Source organism: Armatimonadota bacterium, assembly GCA_016789105.1.
GTDB lineage: Bacteria > Armatimonadota > Fimbriimonadia > Fimbriimonadales > Fimbriimonadaceae > UphvI-Ar2.
Genome location: JAEURN010000008.1, coordinates 400,465 through 423,707, shown reverse-complemented (window position 1 = coordinate 423,707; position 23,243 = coordinate 400,465). Strand labels below are relative to the sequence as shown.

The window sequence follows — 23,243 nt, the reverse complement described above, 5'->3', positions numbered from 1 at the left end:
TCCCTTGTCAAGCCTCTTTTCTGAAGCTTTTCGCCTCGCCGTCTGCGACTTTAGGCATTTTTGCGGGCTTTCTTGGGATTTGGCCCCACTTGAGAGGAATTCTGGGATACTTTGACCCGAGGGGATTCCCTCACTTTCCTTTTTCGGAGAAGGTTGACATGATGAAAAGAACGCTTACCCTGGCAGCATTTGCGGCCGTGGCCGCCGGTGCCCATGCCCAGGTTATCTACACCGAGAATTTCTCGACCGACGTCACGGCGAACTGGAACTATTACGGATCGATCACCGGCGATACCGCCTCGATCGGCGACCTCGGCGGGACTGCCGACTTCTTCTTCGACTATTCGACGGTCGGGATCCCCGTCGCCCCGAACGGGACGGACACCCATGGCCTCAAAATGCAGGCTAACGTGGTGGGAACCGGCGTGTTCAGCGGCATGTCCGTCGTTTTGCAAACTCAGTCCTTCACGGGCGATTACACTTTGCGGTTCGACGCTTGGCAAAACATCATCGGCCCCCTTCCGGCCGGTGGGAGCGGTTCGACCCAAATCACCGGAGCTGGAATCGGGGGTAGCAATGTCTCGCAATGGATCGGCTCCCCGATGAGCGGGGTCAGCGTCTATGCCACCGGTGACGGGGGCAGCGCATCGGACTACCGGATGTACAACCAAACGGCCGGCGCCATCGTGGGAACCTATGCGGCTGGATCCCAAAACAACAGCAACGCTTACTATGCCGGCTTCCAAGGCACCGTTCCGGCAGCGCAAACCGCATGGGCAAACGGCCAAGGGTTTTTGAACCAAACCGGCTCTACGCAAGTTGGGGCACTCGGCATGGCCTGGCACCGGTGGGAAGTCGCCAAGGTCGGTTCCACGGTCACGTGGTCGGTCGATGGCTTGCTCATCGCCACGTTGACAAACGCAACCTTCAGCGGCAACCAACTGTTCTTTGCCCACAGCGACATCAACGCGACGTCTTCGACGGATCCGTTCTCGAACCTGTCCTCGTTTGGCTTGATCGACAACGTTCAAGTTGAAGCAGTTCCCGAACCGGCGACCCTCGCCGTCCTCGGGTTGGCCGCTGCGGCCGCCCTCCGACGCCGGAAGAAATAACCCCAACAATTGGAATCAAAAAGGCCCCTGGTCATTGCAACCAGGGGCCTTTTGCTTGCCCAATGAACCCGGGCACGCCTCCGTTCGCTCTGTCAAACTGGAACCATGAGCCGATTCGATGACGTCTTAGCCCGCCTGATCCCAGACCTTGACCAGTATCGGGGCAACGATCTGGCCGTGGCATCGCCCATCGATGGTTCACCGCTGGCCACGCTCCGCAAACACTCGCCTGCCGAAATCGATGCCATCCTCGCCCGATCGGTGGAGGCCTTCCATGCGTGGCGGGAAGTCCCCGCCCCCCGGCGCGGGGAACTTGTCCGCCAACTGGGCAACAAACTCCGCGAACACAAGGAGGGCCTGGCTCAACTGGTCACCATCGAGTGCGGAAAGATCCTCGAAGAGGGCCGTGGCGAAGTCCAGGAGATGATTGACATCTGCGACTTTGCCGTCGGACTCAGCCGGCAACTCTATGGCTTGACAATCCAAAGCGAGCGACCCAACCACTCCATGCAAGAGAATTGGCTTCCCCTCGGCCCCGTGGGAATCATCAGCGCTTTCAACTTCCCTGTTGCCGTTTGGAGTTGGAATGCCGCCCTAGCTTTTGTCTGCGGGGATTCCACGGTGTGGAAGCCGAGCGAAAAAACCCCCTTGACGGCCCTGGCCGTCCAGCACCTGCTGAACGAAGTCCTCGCCGGGTTCCCCGATGCCCCTAAGAATCTGAGCCAAGTCATACTCGGTGCGGTGGCAGAAGGCAACCAAATGGTGGAAGACCGCCGGATCCCTTTGATCTCGGCCACGGGTTCAACCCGGATGGGCGCAGCCGTCGGACCCAAAGTTGCGGCCCGGTTTGGCCGTTCACTGTTAGAACTGGGTGGCAACAATGCGGTCATTGTCACGCCGAGCGCCGATTTGGGGGTCGCGGTGCCCAGCATCTTGTTTGGCAGCGTCGGCACTGCCGGCCAAAGGTGCACCACCACCCGGCGGGTTTTTGTGCACGAATCCATCATCGACAAGGTTTTTGATACCCTGAAGGCCGCTTACCTCCAGATTGGGGCCGGAAAAGTTGGCGATCCCCTTGAAGCAACAACCCTTGTCGGGCCATTGATCGACGGCGCGGCCTTTGACTGCATGCAGTCGGCCATCGACGCCGCCCGGCCCCATGCGGCCGAGATCGTGGGTGGACACCGCCTGCGCGAAGAATCTGGCGGTTACTATGCCCACCCTTGTCTCGTCCGCCTCAAGAACCACCCGGATGTGATCCATACCGAAACTTTTGCCCCCTTGACTTACCTGATCCCCTATTCCGATCTGGCAGGCGCGATGGCGATGCACAACTCCGTTCCGCAGGGCCTCAGCAGCGCCATCATGACGACGGACGTGCGGGAAGCGGAGTTCTTCAAGCGGCACTCGGATTGCGGGATCGCCAACGTGAACACCGGCACCTCGGGGGCCGAAATCGGCGGGGCATTCGGCGGCGAAAAGGAAACGGGAGGGGGCCGGGAATCGGGTTCGGATTCTTGGAAAGCCTATATGCGACGGCAAACCAGCACCACCTATTTCGGCTTGGAAAAGCCCGCGCTCGCCCAAGGGATCAGCTTCGACGCCTAGTCTTGGACTAGGCCCCGGGGAATTAGTGAACGACTCGTTTCGTTATTAACACCATGACCAACCGGATCGAAGGAATCCATCACGTCACCGCGATGAGCGGGAACCCGCAACGCAATGTTGATTTTTACTCGGGGATTTTGGGGCTGCGCCTTGTCAAAGTCACCGTGAATTACGACGACCCAAGCACCTACCACCTGTATTACGGAGATCCGGCGGGATCCCCCGGCACCTTGCTCACGTTCTTTCCCTGGCCCGAAAGCCACCGCGGCACAGTTGGGGCAAGCCAGGCCGAAGCCATGCAGTTTGCCGTCCCTCGCGGTTCGCTGAGCTTTTGGGCGGAGAGGCTGCGAAGTGCTGGGGTGGTTTTCACTGAAAAGGAGATGTTCAATCAATCATTCCTCTCGTTTTCCGACCACGATGATTTTGCGCTGGAGCTTGTAGACAGCGTGGCCTCCCCCAATCCGGCTGTGGCGTGGGGCGGGATCTCCGCAGATCAGGCGATCCACGGGTTCCACGGCGTCCGACTGGCGAGCCTCCACCCGGATCGTTCGGTAGACCTGTTGACCGGCACGATGGGATACGAGTTGGCAGGAGAAGAAGACGGTATCCAACTGCTCCAAAGTCCGGCGGATATCGGTAATTTTTTGCAGTTGAACACTAATAACACACAACTCGGGCGGGGCGGTGTGGGCACCGTCCACCATGTGGCATTCCGGGCCAAGGACGATGCCGACCATGCCGAGTGGCGAGCGAGGTTCGTTGCCGCTGGCATGCGGCCGACCGATTTCATCGACCGGAACTATTTCCACAGCATCTATTTCCGCGAACCCGGCTCGATCCTTTATGAAATCGCCACGGATCCCCCGGGCATGACTTACAACGAGCCGTTCGAAACCCTGGGGACAACCTTGGTACTGCCGCCTTGGTTGGAGCCGCACCGGCCAGAGATCGCCAGCGGGCTGCCTGGATTCACGAGCCGTGAAGGGGCGGTCTTCCCGTGATCGGGCCAGATTTCGCTACGGTCTTCACCCCCTCTGCGCCTGGAAAGCCGGTCGTCCTGGCCCTCCACGGCACTGGGGGGGACGAGCATTCCTTCACTGGTTTGCTCCAGGATGTCTTGCCTGGCTTTGGCGTGTTCGGTATTCGTGGTCAAGTTAAAGAAAATGGTGCAAACCGATACTTTGCCCGATTTGCCGAAGGTGTTTTGGATTATGAAGACCTGGCTTTCCGCACACAACAATTGGGAGAATTTTTAACCAAAAGGTCAGAGTTGGCGGATGGCGAAGTATTTGCCCTCGGTTACAGCAACGGGGCCAATATGGCCGCCAACCTGATGTTGACCGGAGCGTTCCCGATCGCACGTGCCGTTCTGTTAAGACCGATGGCTTTGCCATCTGAGGCCCGGGATTTGGATCTCGCGGGAACCAGGGTTTTGATCTTGGCCGGAGCTCACGATGAAATCTGTCCTCCCAGCCAAGCAGGTGAATTGGCGCGAGCCTTAGAAAGGCAGGGAGCCACCGTCGAACTCCAGGTCGTTCCGTCGGGCCACAATCTGATCCGGGCGGATATCGTGGCCCTGCAATCCTTTTTCAGCTAGAAACCCCAATCGCGGTCACCCATCACGGTCTGCAGGTACTCCAGCTGCGCCAAGTGCCACAGGGTGTGGGCCGCGCCGGCTTCCAGCATGGTTCGACGCGGCGCCTCACCCAAGCCGTAAGGCAATGTGACAGGGTCATCAATCTGACTAGCCGAGAGGGCCGCGACCGTCTCTTTCCATCGAGAGGCGTTGGTGTGCAGCAGCTCCGTAGCTTCCTCCAAGGATTTGAACCCGGCATCGAATTCCCGCATGATCCGGTCTCCTTCTGCCGTCGTCGGCGCCGCAAAGGGGGTCCCAAGGATCATGCGGCGCATTTGTTCCAATGCCCAAGCAGCGTGGGCGACCTGTTCAACGGCATTCCGGGCGCTGGGGCTGGGCGACCAGAGGTGGTGCGATTGGGGGACCCGTTCTGCGGCGGCGATGAGCCTGGCCACCGATGAATCGAGTTCCTGGCAAGCCTTTGAAATCAGGGATTGCGATTCCGCCTCATCAACGAGCCTTCCTGGCGTTCCGCCAAGATCTTGGGCAGCGCTTTTGCCGCCAATATTCGCATCAGATCCTTGACCCATGGTTACCGCTTATACCAGTCCGGCCAGGGGTTGTGCCTTGGCACTATTCCGTTGAGCGGATTGGCCCTGAAGCCAGTCCTTTCTGGTAGCTGTCGCAAAGCCGCCATCTACGGATGGTAGGGCTTCATTAAGACGGCGGCCACTTTGGGGCCCTCTTTGTACAGCGCGAGGATGACCGGGTTGCCTTCGGGGACGTCGAGCTGCCGGATGACTGAGGCTGGTTCGGCCGGAACTCCACGCTTTTTGACCGCCGCCACGTGCATCTCCCGTTGGATGAGGACGTCTTTGACGGATCGAACTCGCCAGGGCCCTCGCCAAAGCACCTCGTAAGACCGCAGCCAGGGGGAATCCATTGGTTTGCGGGAAGAAAGGTAGCCGTTGGAATCCCCGACCCCCGGCAATCCCAGAGCGCCCATGGCGTGGGCTCGGATCATCGCGGGGTCGGCTTCGTGGAGGAATGCATCAGGCTCGGCGACGGTGCCGGGCAACGGCGTCGCGGGGGCGATCTTGCCGCTTTCGATGTGGACAGCGGAAACCTGTCCAGAACCGGGGAAGACGGTCAGCGCCTCCCGGCATTCGCGTCCAAAACTAACGAACTGGATGTCTCCCCCGAGTTTGTGCAAGTATTCATCCCGCATCATGGGTGAAAGCTTCATGACCGCCCGCTTGCACTTATCAAAGTAGAAGGCCAGCTCGTCGGGAGGGGGGTTGAAATCGTCGGGGTTGATATGCCGCCGGCCATCGTCCCGGCGGCCTGGGTCACAGAAGACGTAGTCCCAACCTTTTTTCAAGACTTCTAACGCATCACCCCGGCCGACTTTCCCTTCGAATCCGAAGAGGGCCAGGTTGTGTCGGGCGCAAAAAACGTGCTCGCTATCCGTATCGATGCCAATGACCGGCCCCCTGGCCCCGAGGGCCACGAGGTCAGAACCGATCCCGCATGTCGCATCGAGCACCTCGGCCCCGGGCGGAAAAAGGGAGGCGTGGTAAGCGGCAATGGCGCCATGCGTTGCCATTTCCAGGCCGGCCCGCGTGAACAGCATTTTGTTGGCGCGGGCGAACTTTTCCGTCGCCTTGCGCCGCAACTGCCACTGCGAGATCGCCCATCTGCCGATTTCCGGCGAATACTTGTCGCCCAGCCTCTTGATGTTTTTGGCGTTCGGCTTCATGTCCTCGGCTTCAGCCAAGGCGGCGGCCTGTTCTTCGTTCACTTGGCAGATTATCCCGTTTGCCGCCCAGTCCCTGCCCGGAACCCGGGGTCAGATGTACACTTTTGTTTGGACGGCGCGACCCCACCCAACCCCAAAGCGCCTGATGGATCCAAACCTGCAACTATGGAAACTTTGAACGGGAATGTTGGCCAGTCATCAAAGACTTGGCGCGAAAAGGTCGGCTTGGCAGAAATGCTCAAAGGCGGTGTGATCATGGACGTGGTCACCCCGGAACAGGCCCGGATTGCCGAAGATGCCGGCGCGGTCGCCGTCATGGCATTGGAACGTGTCCCGGCCGACATCCGCAAAGACGGCGGTGTGGCCCGCATGTCGGACCCTGAAATGATCTTGGGGATCAAAGAAACCGTTTCGATCCCGGTCATGGCCAAATGCCGGATCGGCCACTTCGTAGAAGCCCAGATTTTGGAAGCATTGGAGATCGACTTCATCGATGAAAGCGAAGTCCTGACTCCGGCCGACCATGCCAACCACGTGGACAAGCATGCCTTCACCGTTCCTTTTGTTTGCGGGGCCCGGAACCTTGGCGAAGCCCTACGCAGATGCGCCGAAGGGGCGGCGATGATCCGCACCAAGGGCGAGGCCGGAACCGGCGACGTCGTGGAAGCGGTGCGCCATATGCGGACCATCATGTCCGAAATCCGCACCGTGCAAAACGCCCGCGAAGATGAACTTTATGTGCTGGCCAAAGAACACCAAGCGCCGCTGGACTTAATCCGTGAAGTCAAGAAACTGGGCAAGTTGCCCGTCCCCAATTTTAGCGCGGGCGGCATTGCCACACCCGCCGATGCGGCCCTGATGATGCAGCTTGGCGCGGAGACTGTTTTTGTCGGCAGCGGCATCTTCAAATCCGGCGACCCGGTCAAACGGGCTCGGGCCATCGTGGAGGCGGTCTTGTTCTACAAAGAGCCGAAAAAGTTGGCCGAAATTAGCAGAAACCTCGGCGAGGCGATGGTTGGGATCAACTGTTCAACGCTTCCGGAACAAGAGCAACTCGCCGTGCGAGGCTGGTGAACCAAACCTTTGAGGTCACCAATCCGTAAGTAGCGCAGTTGAACAAATCCCAAAAGATCCTCCTCCTCGCTGCATTGGCCGGGGTTGCCCTTTGGGCGGTGCCGGGTCTCAGGATCTTGATGTTGCCTTTCATTTATTTGGGAACTCATATTCATGAGCTCTGCCATGCCGTCATGGCTCTGGCGACCGGGGGACAGCCCGAATCAATCCATGTCTTCATGGATGGCAGCGGGGTCACTCCGGTAAGCGGTGGCAATGTTTTGCTGGTAGCGGCAGCCGGTTATCCCGGGGCAGCGTTTGCCGGAAGCCTCCTAATCCTCTCCGGAAAGACGGAACGAGGAGCCCGTCGGGCCTTTGCCGGAGTTGCGACGGCCCTGGGCCTCTCCCTATTACTCCTCGTTCGGGGCGACTTGGCCGGAGTGCTGAGTGCCCTGTTTTGGATACCCGTGTTGGCGTGTGCCGCCTGGAAGCTGGATGACGGCCAAATCCGGTTCGCTTCCCAGTTCGTGGGCATTGTGGTGGGGCTGAACGCTTTTCAATCGCTCCTGAATCTTTGGAACATCAGCCTCTCTGGCTCAATCCCGACCGATGCCACCATCTTGGCCGAGCATTATTGGATTCCTGCCCCTATTTGGTCGGCCCTGTTCTTTGCTCTTGCGGCAGTGGTGACGGGTGCCGCGTTGGTGCTGACGACCCGGGCCGGCCAAAAGCAAAGCCGTTGAAAGAACCCAACCTGCGGATTGCAATTCCCAGGTCCACCCGGGTTCCCGCGCCGATTCGGCGCGAGAGCCCGTCTTGTTAAGCCAAGGTAAAAGAACAAAAGCTATGCGCGCCGAATCCCTCGATTTCCTCCGAACGCTTTGCAACACCCCGTCCCCCAGTGGATATGAAGAGCGGGCCGCCCAGGTCTATCGCGACTACACGGGCCAATTCGCGGACGAAATCCGCACGGACCGGCATGGCAATGTGATGGCTGTTTTGAACCCGCAGGCTTCGCAAAAAATCATGCTGGCTGGGCACATGGACGAAATCGGCTTCCAAGTCCATTACATCGATGACAAAGGTTTCCTCTTTTTCCGGGGAATTGGCGGGCACGACACCATGGTTCCGGTGGGGAACCGGGTGCTCGTCCACGGTTCTGAGGCGGTGCCGGGCGTGATTGGGCGCAAGCCGATCCACCTTTTGGAAAACGGGGAAAAGGACAAGCGCCCCGACCTGGCCGACATGGTCATTGATATTGGGGCGACAAGCAGGGAGGATGCGGAAAGCGTGGTCTCGATCGGCGACTGTGTGACCTACCAATATGGGTTTGCCGAGCTGCGCAACGGGCGAGCGGTGGCCCGGGGATTCGACAACCGGGTCGGCACATTCGCTGTTGCCGAAGCGCTCCGCCATGCCAAAGAATCGGGCAGCCTCGACCCGGGCGTTGGCATCTATGCCGTGGCAACGGTGCAAGAAGAGATTGGCCTCCGGGGGGCCAGGACGGCGGCGCAGGGCCTTGGCGCCCAATCTGGGATCGCTGTCGATGTCGATTTCGCCATCGACCACCCGGGGCTGAGCCAGACCAAATATGGGGCCTGCGACATCGGCAAAGGCCCGAGCATCACCCGGGGAGCGAATATCAACCCGGTCGTGTTCCGAATGCTCAAGGATGCCGCGGAAAAGGAGGGGATCCCTTTCCAAATCGCAGCCGAACCGGGGGGCACCGGCACCGACGCCAATGCGATGCAGGTGGCCGGGGCCGGCATGGCTACCGGCCTTGTGGGGATCCCCTTGCGCTACATGCACACGCCCTGCGAACTATTGGATCTGGCCGATGCCGAAAATTGCGCCCGGCTAATGGCCGCCTACTGCCTTGGCGTGAAAGCCGACACAGATTTCACTCCCCGCATTTTCTAAGGGAAACGGCAAACCCAGGCAATCCTATCGGAACCGCCGCTAAAATGCCGGTAACGGATATTGACTGATGATTGCCACCCTTGCCCTCGCCAGTGCCTTGCTCAGCCCCGCCCAGGATCCCATGGCCGTGCCTCCGGTCCCCAAAGAGCTTGACCGCATCAAGTTCATGCTCGGCACATGGAAGGGCAAAGGGACGATGACTGGTTCAGACCTCAAATCGATCCCGGTCACCGGCGGCGGGACATGCAAGATGACGATGGACCGCTGGGTGAGTTGGGATGGCGATTACATCATGCCGGGCCAAGGCAAGATGTCCGGCCGGATGATGGCGACCTACAACAACTACACGGGGAAATTCGAGGGCGAATGGTTTGACAACCTCACTCCCTACGCCCTGCACCTCACCGGCTACACTGAAGGGAAGTACCTTGTTTTCATGAGCCAAGACATCCCCGATGGCAATGGCGGCTCGATGAAGTTCAAGATCACCTATGTGAACGAATCCCCGAAGAAGATTGGGTTAACGGTGAAGTTGGCGGCGGGTGGCAACTATATGACGGTGGTCACCTTTTCCTATGACAAAAAATAGTCCGGGCCGCTGACCCGGCGTGGCCATTTGCGATTTTTGGCCGGAAGTCGTTTGTCGGCATTCAGCGGGCACTTCCGTCGATCAAATTGGTACAGGAGAAAACGATGATTGCAACACTCACCCTGACATCGATGCTGCTCAACCGAGCCCAAGACCCCATGATGCCGCCGGTTCCAAAATCGGAACTCGAAACGGTCTCCTTCCTCAAGGGCCGTTTTTCTGGCAAGGGCCAGGGCGTGGACATGCAAGGCAAGACAATTAAGATCACCAGCACATCCCTGGGCAATTTGGAAATGGGCCGTTGGATGAACATCACCTACACATACGACCTCGGTTCGATGGGCAAGATGGAAGGGCGGCTGATCTTCACCTACAACGCCACAAAAAAAATGTATGAGGGGACTTGGTACGACAGCATGAGCGAATCGCCCATGGCGTTCACCGGCTATACGGAAGGGAAATACTTTGTTGCCAATTCCCCCCATGTGATGATGGGTGAGATGGCGATGGACATGAAAATCGTCTACGCCAAGGAATCGGCAAACCATTACAAACTTTCGGTGAAATCCCGCCCCGAAGGCGGAGATTGGATGACCGCCATGGATATGGACTACATGAGGCGATAGGGCCCGATCCTGATCCGGGGGATGGCAAAACCTCCCCCGGTGTTCCTCACGTAGAATGGGGGCAGTGCGCCGCGCATTCACCCTGATCGAACTCCTGGTTGTGATCGCCATCGTCGCGTTTTTGGCGGCGGTGCTGTTCCCCGTGTTTGCTCGGTCCAAGGAAGCCGCCAAGAAGGCCACCTGCACCAGCAATCTCAAGCAACTGGGTTCCTCTTGGGAGTTGTATCTGGCGGACTACGACGACCGGATGCCTGACCGCCGCGACCTGAAGCAAACGGCCCAAGGAGGCTTCCGGCCTTGGTCGAACTGGCCACCCTCAGACCCCCGCGGCGGGTGGTTGCTGGCACCCCTGGCCCCGTACAAAGTCAAGGCCACACTCGCCTGCCCCAGCACCGAGGGAATTTGGAAATCCGACCCCCAAGTGACGCAAGACGGCGTGAACTACTGGCTTTGGCGGTTCGACCAAATTGCCGACCCCGTCCCACTGGACAACGGCTGGGGCAAGTCGCCCGAGCAGCTTGTGCAAGATTTGGCGTCGGCTGCCAACCCTTTCATCGGCATCCCCGATGGGGTGGCGGATGTTGAACTCGCCGTCGACCCCTACTTTCCTTCAACCGTTCCATCAATCCTGTCCGCCAAACGGGGGCGGGCGGTTCATTTCGGCGGCCGGAACCGGCTATTCCTCGATACCCACGTCAAATTTCTGCGCGATGTCCGGACAAATTGAAACCGCCACCGATACTTTGTGGGAAAGTAGAATCCGTTGCATCAAGGCAGTGTGCCGTAGCCGCCGACAGCCTTCTTCCCCGCCCTTTCCAACGACTACGTCTGATTGACCCCATGGCAGAAACGACGCACCACGACATCATTTCCCAGCTTGAAAGCCCGCGTCGGGAGGAGATCCAGCAGCTCCACGACCTGATCTCCGGCATCGTGCCCGAGTGGGAGCAATGGGTGACCAAAGGGATCATGGCTTTTGGCCGCTATAGCTATTACGGCTCATCAAAAAAGTGTTCGGGCGACTGGTTTTATGTCGGCCTTGGCTTGGGCAAAGCAGGGATGAGCGTTTACATCACGCCATCCGACTCTGACCTCACCCTACCCGAACAAGGCAAGGGCAAACTCGGCACTTCGGACATCGGCAAGAGTTGTATCCGGTTCAAATCGGTGGACAAGCTGAACCTCCCCGAGCTTGAAAAACTCCTCCGCCGGTGCAAACAAATCATCGACGCCGGCGGCACCGGCCCCGGCGGAAAAATCAGCTAGCCGTCTTAGGCTTTTCAGCGACGCAGCCTTGCCGGGGGCATTGTTTTTCCGACAATCGGAATATGGATGGCCATCCTTCCAAGGCAGAGATCCTGGCCGCGCTGTCGCTTGCCCTCGACCTTGTGGAAGGGCAGCCCGAGGGCCACGCCGTCCGCACGTGCGCCATCGCTTTGAAACTGGCCGACCTCATCGGATTCAACGAGTTTGAGCGGCAAGATGTCTATTACGCGGCCATCCTCAAAGATTCCGGATGTTCGAACAACTCGGTGAGGATCCAAAAGATCTTTGGCGGAGACGAATTCATTTCAAAGCGGGCCGTCAAAACCGTCGACTGGACATCCCCGCTCGCCAGCATCCGGTTTGCGTTTGAATACACGGAGCGGGGGAACGGCTGGGGGGCCAAGCTCCGTCGCATGGCGGCCAACATCGGCCCTCCGAATGCCGTGATGAACCAAGTGACGTTGGCCCGATGCACACGCGGAGCCATGATCGCGCGGAAATTGGGTTTTGGCGAGACGGTCGCGGAAGCTGTCCACCAGCTGGACGAGCACTGGGACGGCAAAGGGTCGCCGCATGGCATCAAAGGCCGCGACCTCAACCCGGTCGGCCAATTGATCTGTCTTGCCCAAACGGCGGAGGTTTTCGCCGTCACTTATGGGATCCCCGCCGCAATGGAAATGGTGCGGGAAAGGTCTGGGCGATGGTTCGACCCAGAGCTGGCCCGCGCTTTCCTCAGCTTGGAGGAGGACACGGCGTTTTGGAACGCGTTTGGAGCCGCGCATTACCGGGGGATTGTCCCACCGGGGCTCCGGGATGCCGCCGCAGAAGCCGATATCGACGCCATCTGCGAGGCCTTTGCGATGATTGTGGACGCCAAATCATCGTTTACAGCCGAGCATTCGGCGCGGGTCGCCGGATATGCGGCGGGGATCGGGAGCCAAATGGGGCTCGGCAACGACCGCATGAGTTTGCTCACGCGGGCCGGGCTCTTGCACGACATCGGGAAACTGGCCGTTTCAACCGCCATTTTGGAAAAGCCCGGCAAACTGGATGAAGCAGAGTTTGCGGCGGTTCAGTCTCACCCGATGCACAGTTTTGTGATTCTGCAGCGGATTGCGGGCTTCGATTCGATCGCCGAAATCGCCTCTGGCCACCACGAACGGCTGGATGGCAAAGGGTATTGGCAGGGTTTGGGGGCCGACCACTTGCCCCTCGAGACCCGGATCATGACAGTGGCAGACGTCTACGATGCGCTCAGTGCCAAGCGTCCTTACCGCGAGGCCCTGCCCTATGAAAAATGCCGGGCCATCATGGATGCCGACGCGGGCACGGCGTTCGACCCCGAATGCCTCGAGGCGTTGTGGCAATCCTTGGAATCGGTGCCGCTGGCGGCCTAACTTGGGAGAACCCTCAGCATATTGCCTCCCTTTGAAGGCGCTTTGTAGCCGGCGCGTTCCAACCGCTCGGCCATCACCTTTTCGCTGAATGCGATGGCATTGTAAGAACTCCTGATAAACGGGCCGCTTGCGACAAACGCAAAGCCCATGCCCTCGCCGATCTCTTCGTATTCTTTGAACACGTCCGGGTGGATGTATTCAACGACCGGCAGGTGTTTCATTGTGGGGCGCAAGTATTGGCCGATCGTCACCGCATCTACGCCGATTTTGCGCAGGTCTTCGAGCGTTTTAACGACCTCTTGTTTGGTTTCCCCAAGTCCGAGCATGAGGCCAGACTTGGTGTAGATCGCCGGGTCGATCTCCTTGACCATTTCGAGTACCCGCATTGTGCGTGCGTATTTGGCTTGGGGGCGGACGATGGTGTGCAACCGCTCCACAGTTTCGATGTTGTGGTTGTAGATTTCGGGTTTCGCATCGCAAACCAGGCGGATGCAGGTTTCGTCGCCCCGGAAGTCTGGGGTGAGGATCTCCACGATGACATCGGGGAGTTCCTTGTGTAGGGCGGTGATGGTTTTGGCGAATTGTGTTGCGCCCTGGTCTTTCAGGTCATCCCGGGCCACGCTGGTGACGACCACGTGCTTAAGCCCGAGCTCTTTGGTGGCTTTAGCCACATTGAGCGGTTCGAAGGGGTCGAGTTCAAGCCCTTTGCCAACCTTGATCGCACAGAACCCGCAGCTGCGGGTGCACGTGTCGCCCAAGATCATGAAGGTGGCGGTTTTTTTGCTCCAGCATTCCGGCAGGTTGGGGCATCGGGCACTTTCGCACACCGTGTGCAGGTTCTTGCCCCGCATCATCTCCTGGACCTCGTTGATCGTGTCTGGTCGGGGGAGTCGGATCGTCAGCCACTCGGGCAGGCGCTGGGCCATAGTTCGATTGTATCTGACGCCAGGTTGGGGACCCGCGCGGCCCGGGCTCAGTTCAAATGGGCGGTAAAGAACCTAATTAGTTCCTCTGTCGCATCGATCTTCGCCACTTCGGGGCCGATGATCGAGGCCGGGAGTTCTCCTTTTTTGCCGCCGGGCCAGCCGTGGCCGTGACCCAGGCATTCCCACACGTGGACGGACTTGCCAAATTGCATGCGGACCACGCCGCCGCTTTCGGCTTTGGAGGCCAGGCTTCCCTTCCCATCCATCCAAGCGGCCCAATCCTCAGCCGATTCGACGACGGGGGGATTGTCCTTTTCCGTTCCCCAGAGGGGCATTTTCGTCGTTCCGCCTTCGAACGGGGAGAGGGGGTCTTTTTCGCCGACGATCCAAAGGGTTGGGATGGGGTGCAGCGGCTTTTTTGTTAGCGGGAAGAGCCGGATGCCGCTCATCATCCCGACGGCTTGAACCCGGCCCGCCCATTCGTAGGCAACCCGGAACGTCATCCCCGCGCCGTTGGAGTGCCCGGTGACGAACAGCGGGGCCTTACCGATTTCTTTGGTAGCGGCTTGGATCATATTGTCCAAGGCCGCAAGGTCATCGACCTTGACCCGTTGGGAACGGGGGTTGAGTTGACCGGAGTTCCAGACACGGGGATTGGTGGCGAAGCTGGGTTCGGCGTTCGGCCGCGAGGGGAGTCCGCTTGGACAGATCACGGCAAACCCGGCGGCGGTAGCCTTTTGGGGCCACTGCGCTGATTCGGCAAATTGGGGTCCGCTCCCGCCGGCGCCATGCATCGCCAGGATCAATCCCTTTGGTTGGCCGGCGGGCTTGGCGAACACGTATTCCCAGGTGAATCCGCCGCTTTCAACCGATTTGGTTTCGACAGAAGGCATGGCCATGGCGAGCGCCAGGAAGAAGACATTCATTTCAGTTGGCTCCCAAAGAACTTGACGATCTCCTTGGTCGCATCGACCTTGCCGGAATCTTTGCCGGAGTTCCGCCCAAACAACGTGCCAGACCGGCCGCCCGGCCAGACGTGGCCCTGGCCTTTGATCATGATGAGCTTGACATTGCGGCCGTAATCGTAAGTCACAACCCCATCCCCTTCTTGGGGGGCGGCTGTTTGGGCCAACCCGTTCCAAGCCGCCCAATTGCCGACGATCGTCAACACCGGTTCCGTGTGCCGCTTGAGGTTGCCCCAAGGCATGATCTCGACCCCGCCTTCCCAGAGCAGGAGCGGGTCGTTCTCCCCGGCATAGATCAGGCTGGGAATCGGTTTTGACGGTTTTTCCCCCAAATCGCACTTGAGGTCGCCCGCCATCATCCCAATCCCGCCGACCCGGTCTTTCCACCTTGACGCCATCATGTAGGTCATTCCGGCACCATTGGAGTGCCCGGCGAGGAAGACCGGCAGTTTGCCAAGCTCCTGGTCACAGGCGGCAAGGATGAGCGCCAAGGCCTTGGTGTCGTCGATTTTTTGGCGCGGCCCCCTCTCGCCAAATTCGCCCGAGTTCCACACGTTTGGATTGGATTGAAAGCCCGGTTCGCGGTTGGGGAGGATGGGAACCCCGGTCGGCAGGGCAATGGCCAATCCGGCCGAGGTGGCGGTCTCGACCCAGCGGGAGTCGACAGCGAACTGCTTGCCGCTCCCCCCGGCCCCGTGGAAGGCGATGATCAAGCCTTTGGCCTGGCCCTGCGGCCTGGCGAAAATGTATTCCCAGGTTCGTCCCTCGGCCTCGACCGTGCGGGTTTCCTCACTGGTTGAAGATCCAAAGTTACCAGCATGCCGGAGTTCCCGGGTAGGCGAACACGCGGTGACAAAAACAAGGGGGGCGAGGAAGGCAGCCATGATCAACAACCCCCTCACAAGAACATCCGGCGGACTGCCCGGCGGCGGAGGCGGCGGCGGAACCGCCTCCCGCGGAATCCAAAGCCGGCAAGGGCGGCAACAACGGCAACGGCAAATATCACGATCCACATGGGGGTTTCCTGATTGCCCCTTGGCGGGGGCTTGCCGGAACAGACGCACCGGCTGTCCAGGGGTTCAAGGGTCTGGGGCCAGTAGAATCCCGGGGATATGGAGGCAAGGCTGCTAGGCGTCGCCCAAGACGGGGGTTTCCCTCAGCCGGGTTGCCGCTGCTCGAACTGCCGGAATTTGGGGATCTTTCGGAGCCCGGCGGCTTGCCTCGCCATCGTTGACGAATCCAACCAGCGCTATTGGATAATCGATACCCCGCCCCAATTCGGCGAAGCGATCCAACCGCTGGCGGGCTTGGAACTCGCCGGAATTTTCCTCACCCATGGACACGTCGGCCACTACACCGGCTTGATGTTTTTGGGCAAGGAGGCTATGGCAACCCGGGAGTTGCCGGTTTGGTGCAGTCGCCAAATGCGACGACTTTTGGAATCAAACGAACCGTGGGCAAGCCTCATTTCTGGAACGCACATTGCAGTCCAAGAAATTGCAACGCTCGAAACCTATCGGATAGCACCGGGCCTGCAGATCGCACCCGTCGCGGTGCCCCACCGGGGGGAATTCACCGATACCTTCGCTTATTGCGTGATTGGGCCAAAGCAATCACTGTTCTATTGCCCGGATATCGACTTTTGGCCGATCGACAACCCCAGTCTGCATACGCTGTTGCATTTGAACGAGCACCTCTTGCTGGACGCCACGTTTTTCAGCCCCGATGAACTCCCGGGTCGGGATTTGAAGCAAATCCCGCACCCGTTTATCACCGATGCGATCGACCACTTGGGCCCGTATGCCGAAAAGGTCACCTTTATCCACATGAACCACTCTAACCCGATCCTTGACCCAGGTTCCTCAGCATCCAAGATTGTCCGGGAAGCCGGTTTCCAAGTCGGGTCTGTGGGTCAACGTTTCGCTTTGGCATGACGGGCAACCAGCCAAGTTCCGCCCGCAATGGCACCCCAAAGTGGTGAAAAAACCAAGAGCCAAACAGCCACTGTCCCACCCATTTGCAGTACGCCCAAAAAGGCCCCAGTCGCTTGACCCCAGGATTCGTTGAGCCATCCGGCTTGGCCTTGGGTCGCTGGCAAGGTGGCGGCATCTTGGGTAAGGGTGATTTTCAGCTCGCTCATGGCCGCCCGATCGGCCATTGATTTGCGGGTGGCCGAGATCCGCTCAATTTGAGTCCTCACCTCGCCAAGTTTTGACTCAATCTCTGCGATCTGATTGATGTTGTTCGCCTTGTTTAGCAAATCGCGGTATCGGGATTCTTGTGACGTTAGGGTTTTGAGCCGTGCCTCCGCATCAATCAATTGATCGGTCACATCCTCGCTGGAAAGTTGCTTGTCCAGAACCACTCCGTAGGCCGAAATTGTCTCGATGACACCGTCGAGCCGGGCGGCTGGAATCTTCAAATTGAGTTCGACTGTGGGCGATCCCGTTCCATAGCCCGCGCTATGGGAACCGGCAACGTAACCACCAACTGAAGCAAGGTCGCGGGTGAGTTGCTTTTCGGTTTTTTCGACATCCGGCACCCGCACAGTCATCGAGCCGTTGCGGATGACGTTCCTGAGAGGTGTTTCCACCGGTGTCTGGGGAGGCGTGCTTGCCGGGCTTGTTGCCACCCGGCTGCTCTCATGATCTGCATTTTTCGCGCTTACGCCTGCCTCAGGCACTTCATCGGTACACCCGCCAACAGCGAGTGCCAAAACGACGACCAACAACCAAGGAGTCTTCATATCTTTGTCTCACTTGGCCGCGAACCCCGGATCCTCCCCCTTTGCAACCCATCTGGCCGACACCGGGTTCCCCGCCATGTAAACTGCCGGCGATGCTCGTGCAGTTCGGCGCCGACCGGATGGATCCCGAATGGCCGGGTTCGGTTGTTTGCATCGGCACGTTCGATGGCGTCCACCTGGGTCACCAAGCGCTGATCGGCAGGGCGGTTGGAATGGCACGAGAGCGCGACCTGCCGGCGATCGTCCTCACGTTCGACCGGCATCCGGCAGAAACCCTCGCGCCGGCCCATGCGCCAGCCCCATTGCAGAATCTCGGGCAGAACTTGGCGCAAATCGCCAAACTCGGCGTTTCCGCGACAGTTGTGTTGCCGTTCGACAAACATTTGGCGCGGTGCCCGGCGGAACAGTTCTATCAAACGGTTTTGCGCAATACCTTGCGGGCCGAAGCCGTGGCGGTCGGGCATGATTTTGCCTTCGGACGAGGGCGGCAAGGCACTCCCGAATGGCTTGCGGAACGGGTGGAAACCGCGGTCTTGCCCCCTGTCGAATCCGCGGGAATCCGCGTGAGTTCTTCCCGGATCCGCGAGGCCGTTGCATCCGGCGATTGCCAACTTGCATCATCACTTTTAGGGCGCCCGTTTTCCCTTGAAGGCGTTGTCGTCCGTGGTAAGCGCTTAGGGCGCACTCTGGGCTACCCGACGGCCAATTTGGCCCGCCCAGGCCGGGTAGCCGGGCTCCCGTTCGGAATTTACGCAGCCGTGGCCGACACTCCTTTTGGGCGGTTCAAGGCCGCCGTCAGCATCGGCATTCGGCCAACAGTGGACGATTCGGGCGTCCCTTCGGTCGAAGCCTTTTTGTTGGATTACCCGGGCGAGAGTCTTTATGGACGGGTCATCAGCCTAGAATTCCACCAAAAACTGCGGGAGGAGATGCGGTTCGATTCCATCGAAGACCTCTGCGTGCAGATGGGGATGGATGTGGAGTTGGCCCGCCAAGTCCTAGCCGGTGCAACGGCCGACCTGTGATCGGGTGTCCATAACTTAACCATGAACAAGCTTTGGCTGGCCTTTCCCGCTGTCGGGCTCGTGGCATTCCTTGCCAGCGGATACCTGTTTGCCCCCTCCGACCAGCAGATGATCGACAAGGCCCTCAAGGAATCGACGGATGCCGCCGCGAAGGGGGAACCTAGCGACGTGCTCAAGTACTTGAGCCGGTCGTTCACCTATGGGGGCGAAGCGGCCAACACGTTCGACATTTCCAAGGTGATCCACCAAGCCAGGCCCAAGATCGCCATTTTGGAAACCCGCGCCAGCATTCACGGTGAAGATGCCGAGGTTGTGACGCCCGTGGACGTCCAACTGGACTACATGGGCTTTGCGATCAACAAGACAATCCCCAACGTTTCGATCACGCTCAAAAAGGAGTCGTCGTTCAAATGGGGGATCGTGCCCGAACCGCGGTGGCGAATCACCGGGGTAACGGCCGAACAACTCCCGGACTATTGAATCGGCCCAGGGCTGGAGATCTGGGGCCAGACCAGCCGAAAATGTTAGGGAGGCGGCCCGTCATGATCACTCCCAAAAAAAGCGTCCTGGTCATGGTGTACGCAGTCGCCATCGTGCCCCTTGTTGCCGTCGTAGGGGGATCGGTATGGCTTTATTCCGACCTCTATGCGACGGGAGAGCGGTTTGGGCAAGCGGTCGAAAACGGCTCGTCGGATCTGGTGCCGACCGAACCTCAAGCCTTCGAGCGCTCCGATCCTCCCGAACCCGGGCAAGACGCAGCTGTCTTGTTTAAAAGGGCGGCGGCTGAATGGGAGCAATTCCCAGAAGAAGAGCGCACACGCCTTGTGGCCGAATCTCGGCTTTATGCACTGCCCGGGGACAAGCCGGACGGCCGGTTTGGAGAATCGTTTGCCAAGTGCCGCCCCTTTGTGCAAAGCCTTGGGCAGGCAGCCTCGTTGTCAGATAGCCGGTTCCAAAGGCAATGGTCTGGCGACACGGAACTTCTCGAACCCCATTACCACACGACCATCCAATTTGGGCGGCTGATGACGGCATTCGCGCTTGCCGATGCGCGGGATGGCCGATTCGACCAAGCATTCAACCGCCTTGGCCAGTTGCGGCGGATCGGGTGGCACATCTCTCGCGATTCGGGGCTCGACGGCCTGGTGACCCACGTCAACCTGGAAACCCAGGCGCTTGCCGCCGCGGTTGAGATCGCCTTCAACTATGGTGACCGGCCCGGGACGATCGACCGGTACCGGGCCTTCCTTGCCGAGCGGGGCACACGCCCTGATTTGTTCCGGAACATGCAAGGCGAGGCCATGCGAACCATCCACGTCCTCAGCCGGCCCGATTCGTTCAACGACCGGATGTTCAGCGGGAGCCGGCTATCGATCAACAACCCCATGTTCCAAAGGGCCGCCGCCGTTCGGATGGCTGAATTCTGGTCATCGGCCTTGGAATCATCTCAAGAAGACGGGAACGACCCCTTTGCCTCCGCAGATTCGTACCGGTCAGCCGTCCGCGATTTTGCGCGCCTCAAAAGCCCAAGCCGGATTGTTCCGCTTGCCATTGCCGACTGGAACTTAGCCCGGGTTGGGCTGGCGGCATCCTTGGAAGCCCGGTATCTGCTCGCATCGGCCCTTGCCGGAGCTCTGGAAGGATCCCACGGCACTGCTTCGCTCCCAGAATCGCTTGGCACCATTCGGGAGCTCGACCCTTATACCGGTGAAGCCCTGGCCTACTCCAAAACCGCCGAGGGCTGCGCGATCTGGTGCGCCGGATCAGACCGGCGGATGGGATCCGGATCGGGCGATCCTGCCGATGTGAGCCTCTCGATCGCCGGTGGGACGGCCTCGTTCGAGGGGCAGTAGACTAAAGCCGTGGATCAACGGCCCGGACGGCGGATCACGGTCCGCGGCCTCAGCGGAAGCGGCAAGACAACGCTTGCGCGCGATCTTTCGCAAAAGTTGGCGATCCCGCACACCGAACTCGACGAACTCTATTGGCAACCGGGGTGGACACCTTCCACTGACGAAGAGTTCCGGCCCAAGGTGGAACAGTTAGCTTCCCAGCCTGAATGGATCGTTTGTGGCAACTATTCCCGTTGCCGCGAAATGCTTGACCAGCGGGCCGACACCACCATATGGCTGGATTACCCGTTCCCGCTGATCTTGGGGCGGCTCTTGAACCGATGCGTGACCCGGAGTCGGCGAAAGGAATTGTTGTGGGGTCATTGCCAAGAATCGCTTTGGAATGCCTTCTTTGGCAAAGACGCTATTGTTTGGTGGATTTTCCGGGTCCGCCGCCGGCAAAAAAAGCAGATGGAAGCGATCTTTTCATCACCAGAACCAAACAAAACCTACCTGCGGTTCCACCACCCTCGCCAAACGCAGGATTGGTTGGAATCGGTTGGGCCAGGAAACAGGCGCTGAGTTGCCCCGTCAGAGGGTTTGAACCCCAGGGTCGTAACTGGGGTAGCTGCCCAGGATGACGGTTTCGATTGCCACGCTCCGCAAATCGTTGACCGCCCGCATCACGTTTTGATCCGTCCGGTGCCCATCCATATCCATGTAGAACATGTATTGGAACGTGTCCCTAGGGTCGGGCCGCGATTCGATCATGGTCAGGTTGACCTCGTTTTCAACAAAGCAACCGAGCACCCGGTACAGTTCCCCCCGCCGGTTTTTGAGCTTAAACATCAACGAGGTCTTGTCGTGCCCGCTGGCGGCTGGCTCGTTGTATCCCAAAACGACAAACCGTGTCCGGTTGCTGGCATGGTCTTGGATATGTTCGGCGAGTGCCGTCAAACCGTAGAGAGAGAGCGAGACTTCGTTGACGATTGCCGCCCCTTGGGGGTCGGCGAGCGCCCTCTTTGCGGCTTCGGCGGTGGGCACGATGTCGACGATATCGGCGTGCGGCAGGTGGTCTCGGAGCCATTCGCGGCACTGGGCAGCGGGTTGCGGCCCGGCATAAACCCGTTTGACCTCCTCCAATGATCCCGCCACCGATCCCAGGTGGTGGTGGATGTCTAGGAACGTTTCGCTGACGATTTTGACGTTCGATTTGGGGAACATGTCCAGCGTTTCCGGCACGACGCCCGCTACGGAGTTTTCAATGGGCACGACACCATAATCGGCTTGGCTGCGCTCGACGGATTGAAACACTTCTCGGATGTTATAAACCGGGACAAGCGAGACGCTGTGGCCAAATGCCGCGGCCGCCGCCTGGTGGGTGTAAGTCCCTTCGGGGCCCCAGTAGGCGACGTGCAGCGGTTTTTCGGCCGCCCTACCGGCAGAAATGACTTCCCTGAAAATCGCAACCAATTGGTCGCCGGTCAGGTTGCGGTACTTGGAGTTGCGCAACCGTTCATACATTTGCCGTTCGCGTTCCGGGGTGAAAAACGGTGAATTGTCCCGGCCCTTGATGGTGCCAACTTCCCTGGTGAGGTCGATCCTGCGTTCGAGCAGGCGGATCAGTTCGGCATCGACCGTGTCGATTTCGATGCGGACATCGGCAAGTGTCCGTCCATCCTTGTCCCTGCTTTCCACAAGGGCTATTGTGCCTGCTGGCAGCAAACCGGTTCAGGCCCGGTAACCTTTGGCGGTGCGGGCGCTATTGGTGAACCGGGCGGACGCCTACCAGAATTTTGGCGGCGACGTCGTGCAAATGGAGCAGACGGCGGCCTGCCTGGCCGAGTTCGGAGTTGAGGCGGAGATCGCCTTGGGTGAAGAGGCCGTCGACAAAATGGCTGGGGCCGACGTAGTCCACCTGTTCAACCTCCAAACGCCCAAGTTCACCCATTCCATGCTTTTGGCGGCTAAATCCGCTGGCAAGCCCACCGCGGTCAGCACGATCTGGTGGGATTTCATCGCCGACGAAGTCTTGCACAACTCGCCCAAATGGCGGCTTGCCCGGCGACTCATCGGGACATCCGCCGCCCGCACGATGATCCAGCGTCGGATCGAGCCAATGGTCCATGCGGAACGCCAGCCCCACCGGGAGATCATTGCGCGGGCTGATATTCTCCTCCCCAATTCGGAGTCGGAGAGCCGCCACCTCAGGGCACTCGGGCCGTTCCAAACCCCAGTCTGCGTTGTGCCCAATGGGATCGCGGCCGAGATGCCTTCCGATATGGAGAAGGCTTCAGAAATCCTGGCCCGCCACGGCTTGGAGCCCGGCGGGTTCATCCTGATTGCGGGGAGGGTGGAAGCGGTGAAGAACCAAGTTTCTTATATCCAGGCGGTGGCACCACTTGGGTTGAGGGTCGTTTGCGCCGGTGCCATCCGCGAGCCGCAAGGGGAGATCTGCCGTAGCCTGGGAGCGACGCTTTTGGGCCGGGTTGAACCCCCCGTCCTCCACGGGCTTTACCGCCTTGCCAAGGTGCATGCTCTGCCAAGCTTTCGGGAAACTCCCGGCCTGGCGACCCTGGAAGCGGCATCGGTCGGCACGCCTATCGTTTCCACCGACGTGGGTTCGGCACGGGATTACTTTGGCCCCCTCGCCGATTACTGTGACCCCCACGACCCGGTTTCCATGATCCGGGCGACCTCGGCGGCTCTGGCCCGCCCAAAGTCAGAAGATTTGAAGGAACAAGTCCTCTCCCGGTACACCTGGCGCCGTGCGGCCGAGGCGACTTCCCGGGCTTACCGGCAGATCCTCGCTGGCGGATAGCCTAATCCGGGTCCAGTTCAAG

General features: G+C 59.6%; 25 protein-coding genes. 18 read left to right on the top strand and 7 right to left on the bottom strand.

The annotated features are described in order from the left end of the window. Positions 1-161: 161 nt before the first annotated feature. The 4 genes from JNM28_10600 (at position 162) to JNM28_10585 (ending at position 4,317) form a co-directional block, all read left to right on the top strand. Positions 162-1,112 carry a PEP-CTERM sorting domain-containing protein gene (locus JNM28_10600; protein MBL8068890.1) on the top strand — a complete coding sequence of 317 codons (951 nt, stop codon included), beginning with the start codon at positions 162-164 and terminating at the stop codon, positions 1,110-1,112. A 105-nt stretch (positions 1,113-1,217) separates the two neighbouring features. Continuing rightward, positions 1,218-2,720 carry an aldehyde dehydrogenase family protein gene (locus tag JNM28_10595; protein ID MBL8068889.1) on the top strand — a complete coding sequence of 501 codons (1,503 nt, stop codon included), beginning with the start codon at positions 1,218-1,220 and terminating at the stop codon, positions 2,718-2,720. 53 nt (positions 2,721-2,773) lie between these two features. Beyond that, the gene (locus tag JNM28_10590; protein MBL8068888.1) at positions 2,774-3,721 is read left to right on the top strand and encodes a ring-cleaving dioxygenase; all 948 of its coding nucleotides are present in this window, start codon (positions 2,774-2,776) and stop codon (positions 3,719-3,721) included. Beyond that, on the top strand, positions 3,718-4,317 hold the full coding sequence (locus JNM28_10585) for an alpha/beta hydrolase (protein MBL8068887.1): 600 nt from the start codon (positions 3,718-3,720) through the stop codon (positions 4,315-4,317). Before JNM28_10590 ends, JNM28_10585 begins: the two co-directional genes overlap by 4 nt. On the opposite strand, the gene JNM28_10580 is transcribed toward JNM28_10585, so the two are convergent. Together JNM28_10580 and JNM28_10575 are read right to left on the bottom strand one after the other, a co-directional pair. Continuing rightward, positions 4,314-4,886, bottom strand: a complete 573-nt coding sequence (locus JNM28_10580) for a DinB family protein (GenBank protein MBL8068886.1) — start codon at positions 4,884-4,886, stop codon at positions 4,314-4,316. The genes JNM28_10585 and JNM28_10580 overlap by 4 nt on opposite strands. 107 nt (positions 4,887-4,993) lie before the next feature. Continuing rightward, complete coding sequence (locus JNM28_10575; protein ID MBL8068885.1) at positions 4,994-6,097, bottom strand: hypothetical protein; 1,104 nt, start codon at positions 6,095-6,097, stop codon at positions 4,994-4,996. A 123-nt stretch (positions 6,098-6,220) separates the two neighbouring features. Here JNM28_10575 and pdxS point away from each other — a divergent pair, with 123 nt between their 5' ends. The 8 genes from pdxS to JNM28_10535 all read left to right on the top strand — a co-directional run bounded on the left by pdxS (position 6,221) and on the right by JNM28_10535 (position 12,906). Continuing rightward, positions 6,221-7,129 (top strand): pyridoxal 5'-phosphate synthase lyase subunit PdxS, encoded by a 909-nt coding sequence (gene pdxS / locus JNM28_10570; GenBank protein ID MBL8068884.1) that lies wholly within the window; start codon positions 6,221-6,223, stop codon positions 7,127-7,129. Between the two features lie 38 nt (positions 7,130-7,167). Next, positions 7,168-7,851, top strand: coding sequence for a M50 family metallopeptidase (locus JNM28_10565; protein ID MBL8068883.1), 684 nt, complete (start codon positions 7,168-7,170; stop codon positions 7,849-7,851). Between the two features lie 103 nt (positions 7,852-7,954). After that, positions 7,955-9,028 carry a M42 family metallopeptidase gene (locus tag JNM28_10560; GenBank protein MBL8068882.1) on the top strand — a complete coding sequence of 358 codons (1,074 nt, stop codon included), beginning with the start codon at positions 7,955-7,957 and terminating at the stop codon, positions 9,026-9,028. A gap of 67 nt (positions 9,029-9,095) precedes the next feature. Beyond that, positions 9,096-9,617, top strand: a complete 522-nt coding sequence (locus tag JNM28_10555; protein ID MBL8068881.1) for a DUF1579 family protein — start codon at positions 9,096-9,098, stop codon at positions 9,615-9,617. Positions 9,618-9,721: 104 nt separating this feature from the next. After that, complete coding sequence (locus tag JNM28_10550) at positions 9,722-10,243, top strand: DUF1579 family protein (protein ID MBL8068880.1); 522 nt, start codon at positions 9,722-9,724, stop codon at positions 10,241-10,243. A gap of 55 nt (positions 10,244-10,298) precedes the next feature. Continuing rightward, on the top strand, positions 10,299-10,970 hold the full coding sequence (locus tag JNM28_10545) for a prepilin-type N-terminal cleavage/methylation domain-containing protein (protein MBL8068879.1): 672 nt from the start codon (positions 10,299-10,301) through the stop codon (positions 10,968-10,970). A gap of 113 nt (positions 10,971-11,083) precedes the next feature. Continuing rightward, the gene (locus tag JNM28_10540; GenBank protein ID MBL8068878.1) at positions 11,084-11,509 is read left to right on the top strand and encodes a DUF1801 domain-containing protein; all 426 of its coding nucleotides are present in this window, start codon (positions 11,084-11,086) and stop codon (positions 11,507-11,509) included. Between the two features lie 62 nt (positions 11,510-11,571). Continuing rightward, a complete protein-coding gene (locus JNM28_10535) occupies positions 11,572-12,906 on the top strand; it encodes an HD domain-containing protein (protein ID MBL8068877.1) in 1,335 nt (444 codons plus the stop codon). On the opposite strand, the gene lipA is transcribed toward JNM28_10535, so the two are convergent. The 3 genes from lipA to JNM28_10520 are packed head-to-tail and all read right to left on the bottom strand — an operon-like array spanning position 12,903 to position 15,681. Next, positions 12,903-13,832 (bottom strand): lipoyl synthase, encoded by a 930-nt coding sequence (gene lipA / locus JNM28_10530; GenBank protein MBL8068876.1) that lies wholly within the window; start codon positions 13,830-13,832, stop codon positions 12,903-12,905. The genes JNM28_10535 and lipA overlap by 4 nt on opposite strands. A gap of 47 nt (positions 13,833-13,879) precedes the next feature. Beyond that, a complete protein-coding gene (locus tag JNM28_10525) occupies positions 13,880-14,758 on the bottom strand; it encodes a hypothetical protein (protein ID MBL8068875.1) in 879 nt (292 codons plus the stop codon). Then, a complete protein-coding gene (locus JNM28_10520) occupies positions 14,755-15,681 on the bottom strand; it encodes a hypothetical protein (protein MBL8068874.1) in 927 nt (308 codons plus the stop codon). The genes JNM28_10525 and JNM28_10520 overlap by 4 nt, the downstream gene beginning before the upstream one ends. A gap of 228 nt (positions 15,682-15,909) precedes the next feature. Here JNM28_10520 and JNM28_10515 point away from each other — a divergent pair, with 228 nt between their 5' ends. Further along, on the top strand, positions 15,910-16,731 hold the full coding sequence (locus JNM28_10515; protein MBL8068873.1) for a pyrroloquinoline quinone biosynthesis protein PqqB: 822 nt from the start codon (positions 15,910-15,912) through the stop codon (positions 16,729-16,731). Here JNM28_10515 and JNM28_10510 read toward each other — a convergent pair. Continuing rightward, positions 16,710-17,543: a DUF4349 domain-containing protein gene (locus tag JNM28_10510; GenBank protein ID MBL8068872.1), complete on the bottom strand. Its 834-nt coding sequence runs from the start codon at positions 17,541-17,543 to the stop codon at positions 16,710-16,712. The genes JNM28_10515 and JNM28_10510 overlap by 22 nt on opposite strands. Before the next feature lie 92 nt (positions 17,544-17,635). Between JNM28_10510 and ribF the strand changes: the two genes are divergently transcribed. The 4 genes from ribF (at position 17,636) to JNM28_10490 (ending at position 20,982) form a co-directional block, all read left to right on the top strand. Then, positions 17,636-18,568: a riboflavin biosynthesis protein RibF gene (gene ribF, locus JNM28_10505; GenBank protein MBL8068871.1), complete on the top strand. Its 933-nt coding sequence runs from the start codon at positions 17,636-17,638 to the stop codon at positions 18,566-18,568. A 21-nt stretch (positions 18,569-18,589) separates the two neighbouring features. After that, positions 18,590-19,048 carry a hypothetical protein gene (locus tag JNM28_10500; GenBank protein ID MBL8068870.1) on the top strand — a complete coding sequence of 153 codons (459 nt, stop codon included), beginning with the start codon at positions 18,590-18,592 and terminating at the stop codon, positions 19,046-19,048. Positions 19,049-19,110: 62 nt separating this feature from the next. Next, positions 19,111-20,421 (top strand): hypothetical protein, encoded by a 1,311-nt coding sequence (locus JNM28_10495; GenBank protein ID MBL8068869.1) that lies wholly within the window; start codon positions 19,111-19,113, stop codon positions 20,419-20,421. Between the two features lie 9 nt (positions 20,422-20,430). Next, positions 20,431-20,982 carry an adenylate kinase gene (locus JNM28_10490; GenBank protein MBL8068868.1) on the top strand — a complete coding sequence of 184 codons (552 nt, stop codon included), beginning with the start codon at positions 20,431-20,433 and terminating at the stop codon, positions 20,980-20,982. A 9-nt stretch (positions 20,983-20,991) separates the two neighbouring features. Here the strand turns inward: JNM28_10490 and pheA are convergent, their stop codons facing one another. After that, complete coding sequence (pheA, locus tag JNM28_10485; GenBank protein ID MBL8068867.1) at positions 20,992-22,098, bottom strand: prephenate dehydratase; 1,107 nt, start codon at positions 22,096-22,098, stop codon at positions 20,992-20,994. A 55-nt stretch (positions 22,099-22,153) separates the two neighbouring features. Here pheA and JNM28_10480 point away from each other — a divergent pair, with 55 nt between their 5' ends. Then, a complete protein-coding gene (locus JNM28_10480; GenBank protein ID MBL8068866.1) occupies positions 22,154-23,221 on the top strand; it encodes a glycosyltransferase family 4 protein in 1,068 nt (355 codons plus the stop codon). The last annotated feature ends 22 nt before the right edge of the window (positions 23,222-23,243 follow it).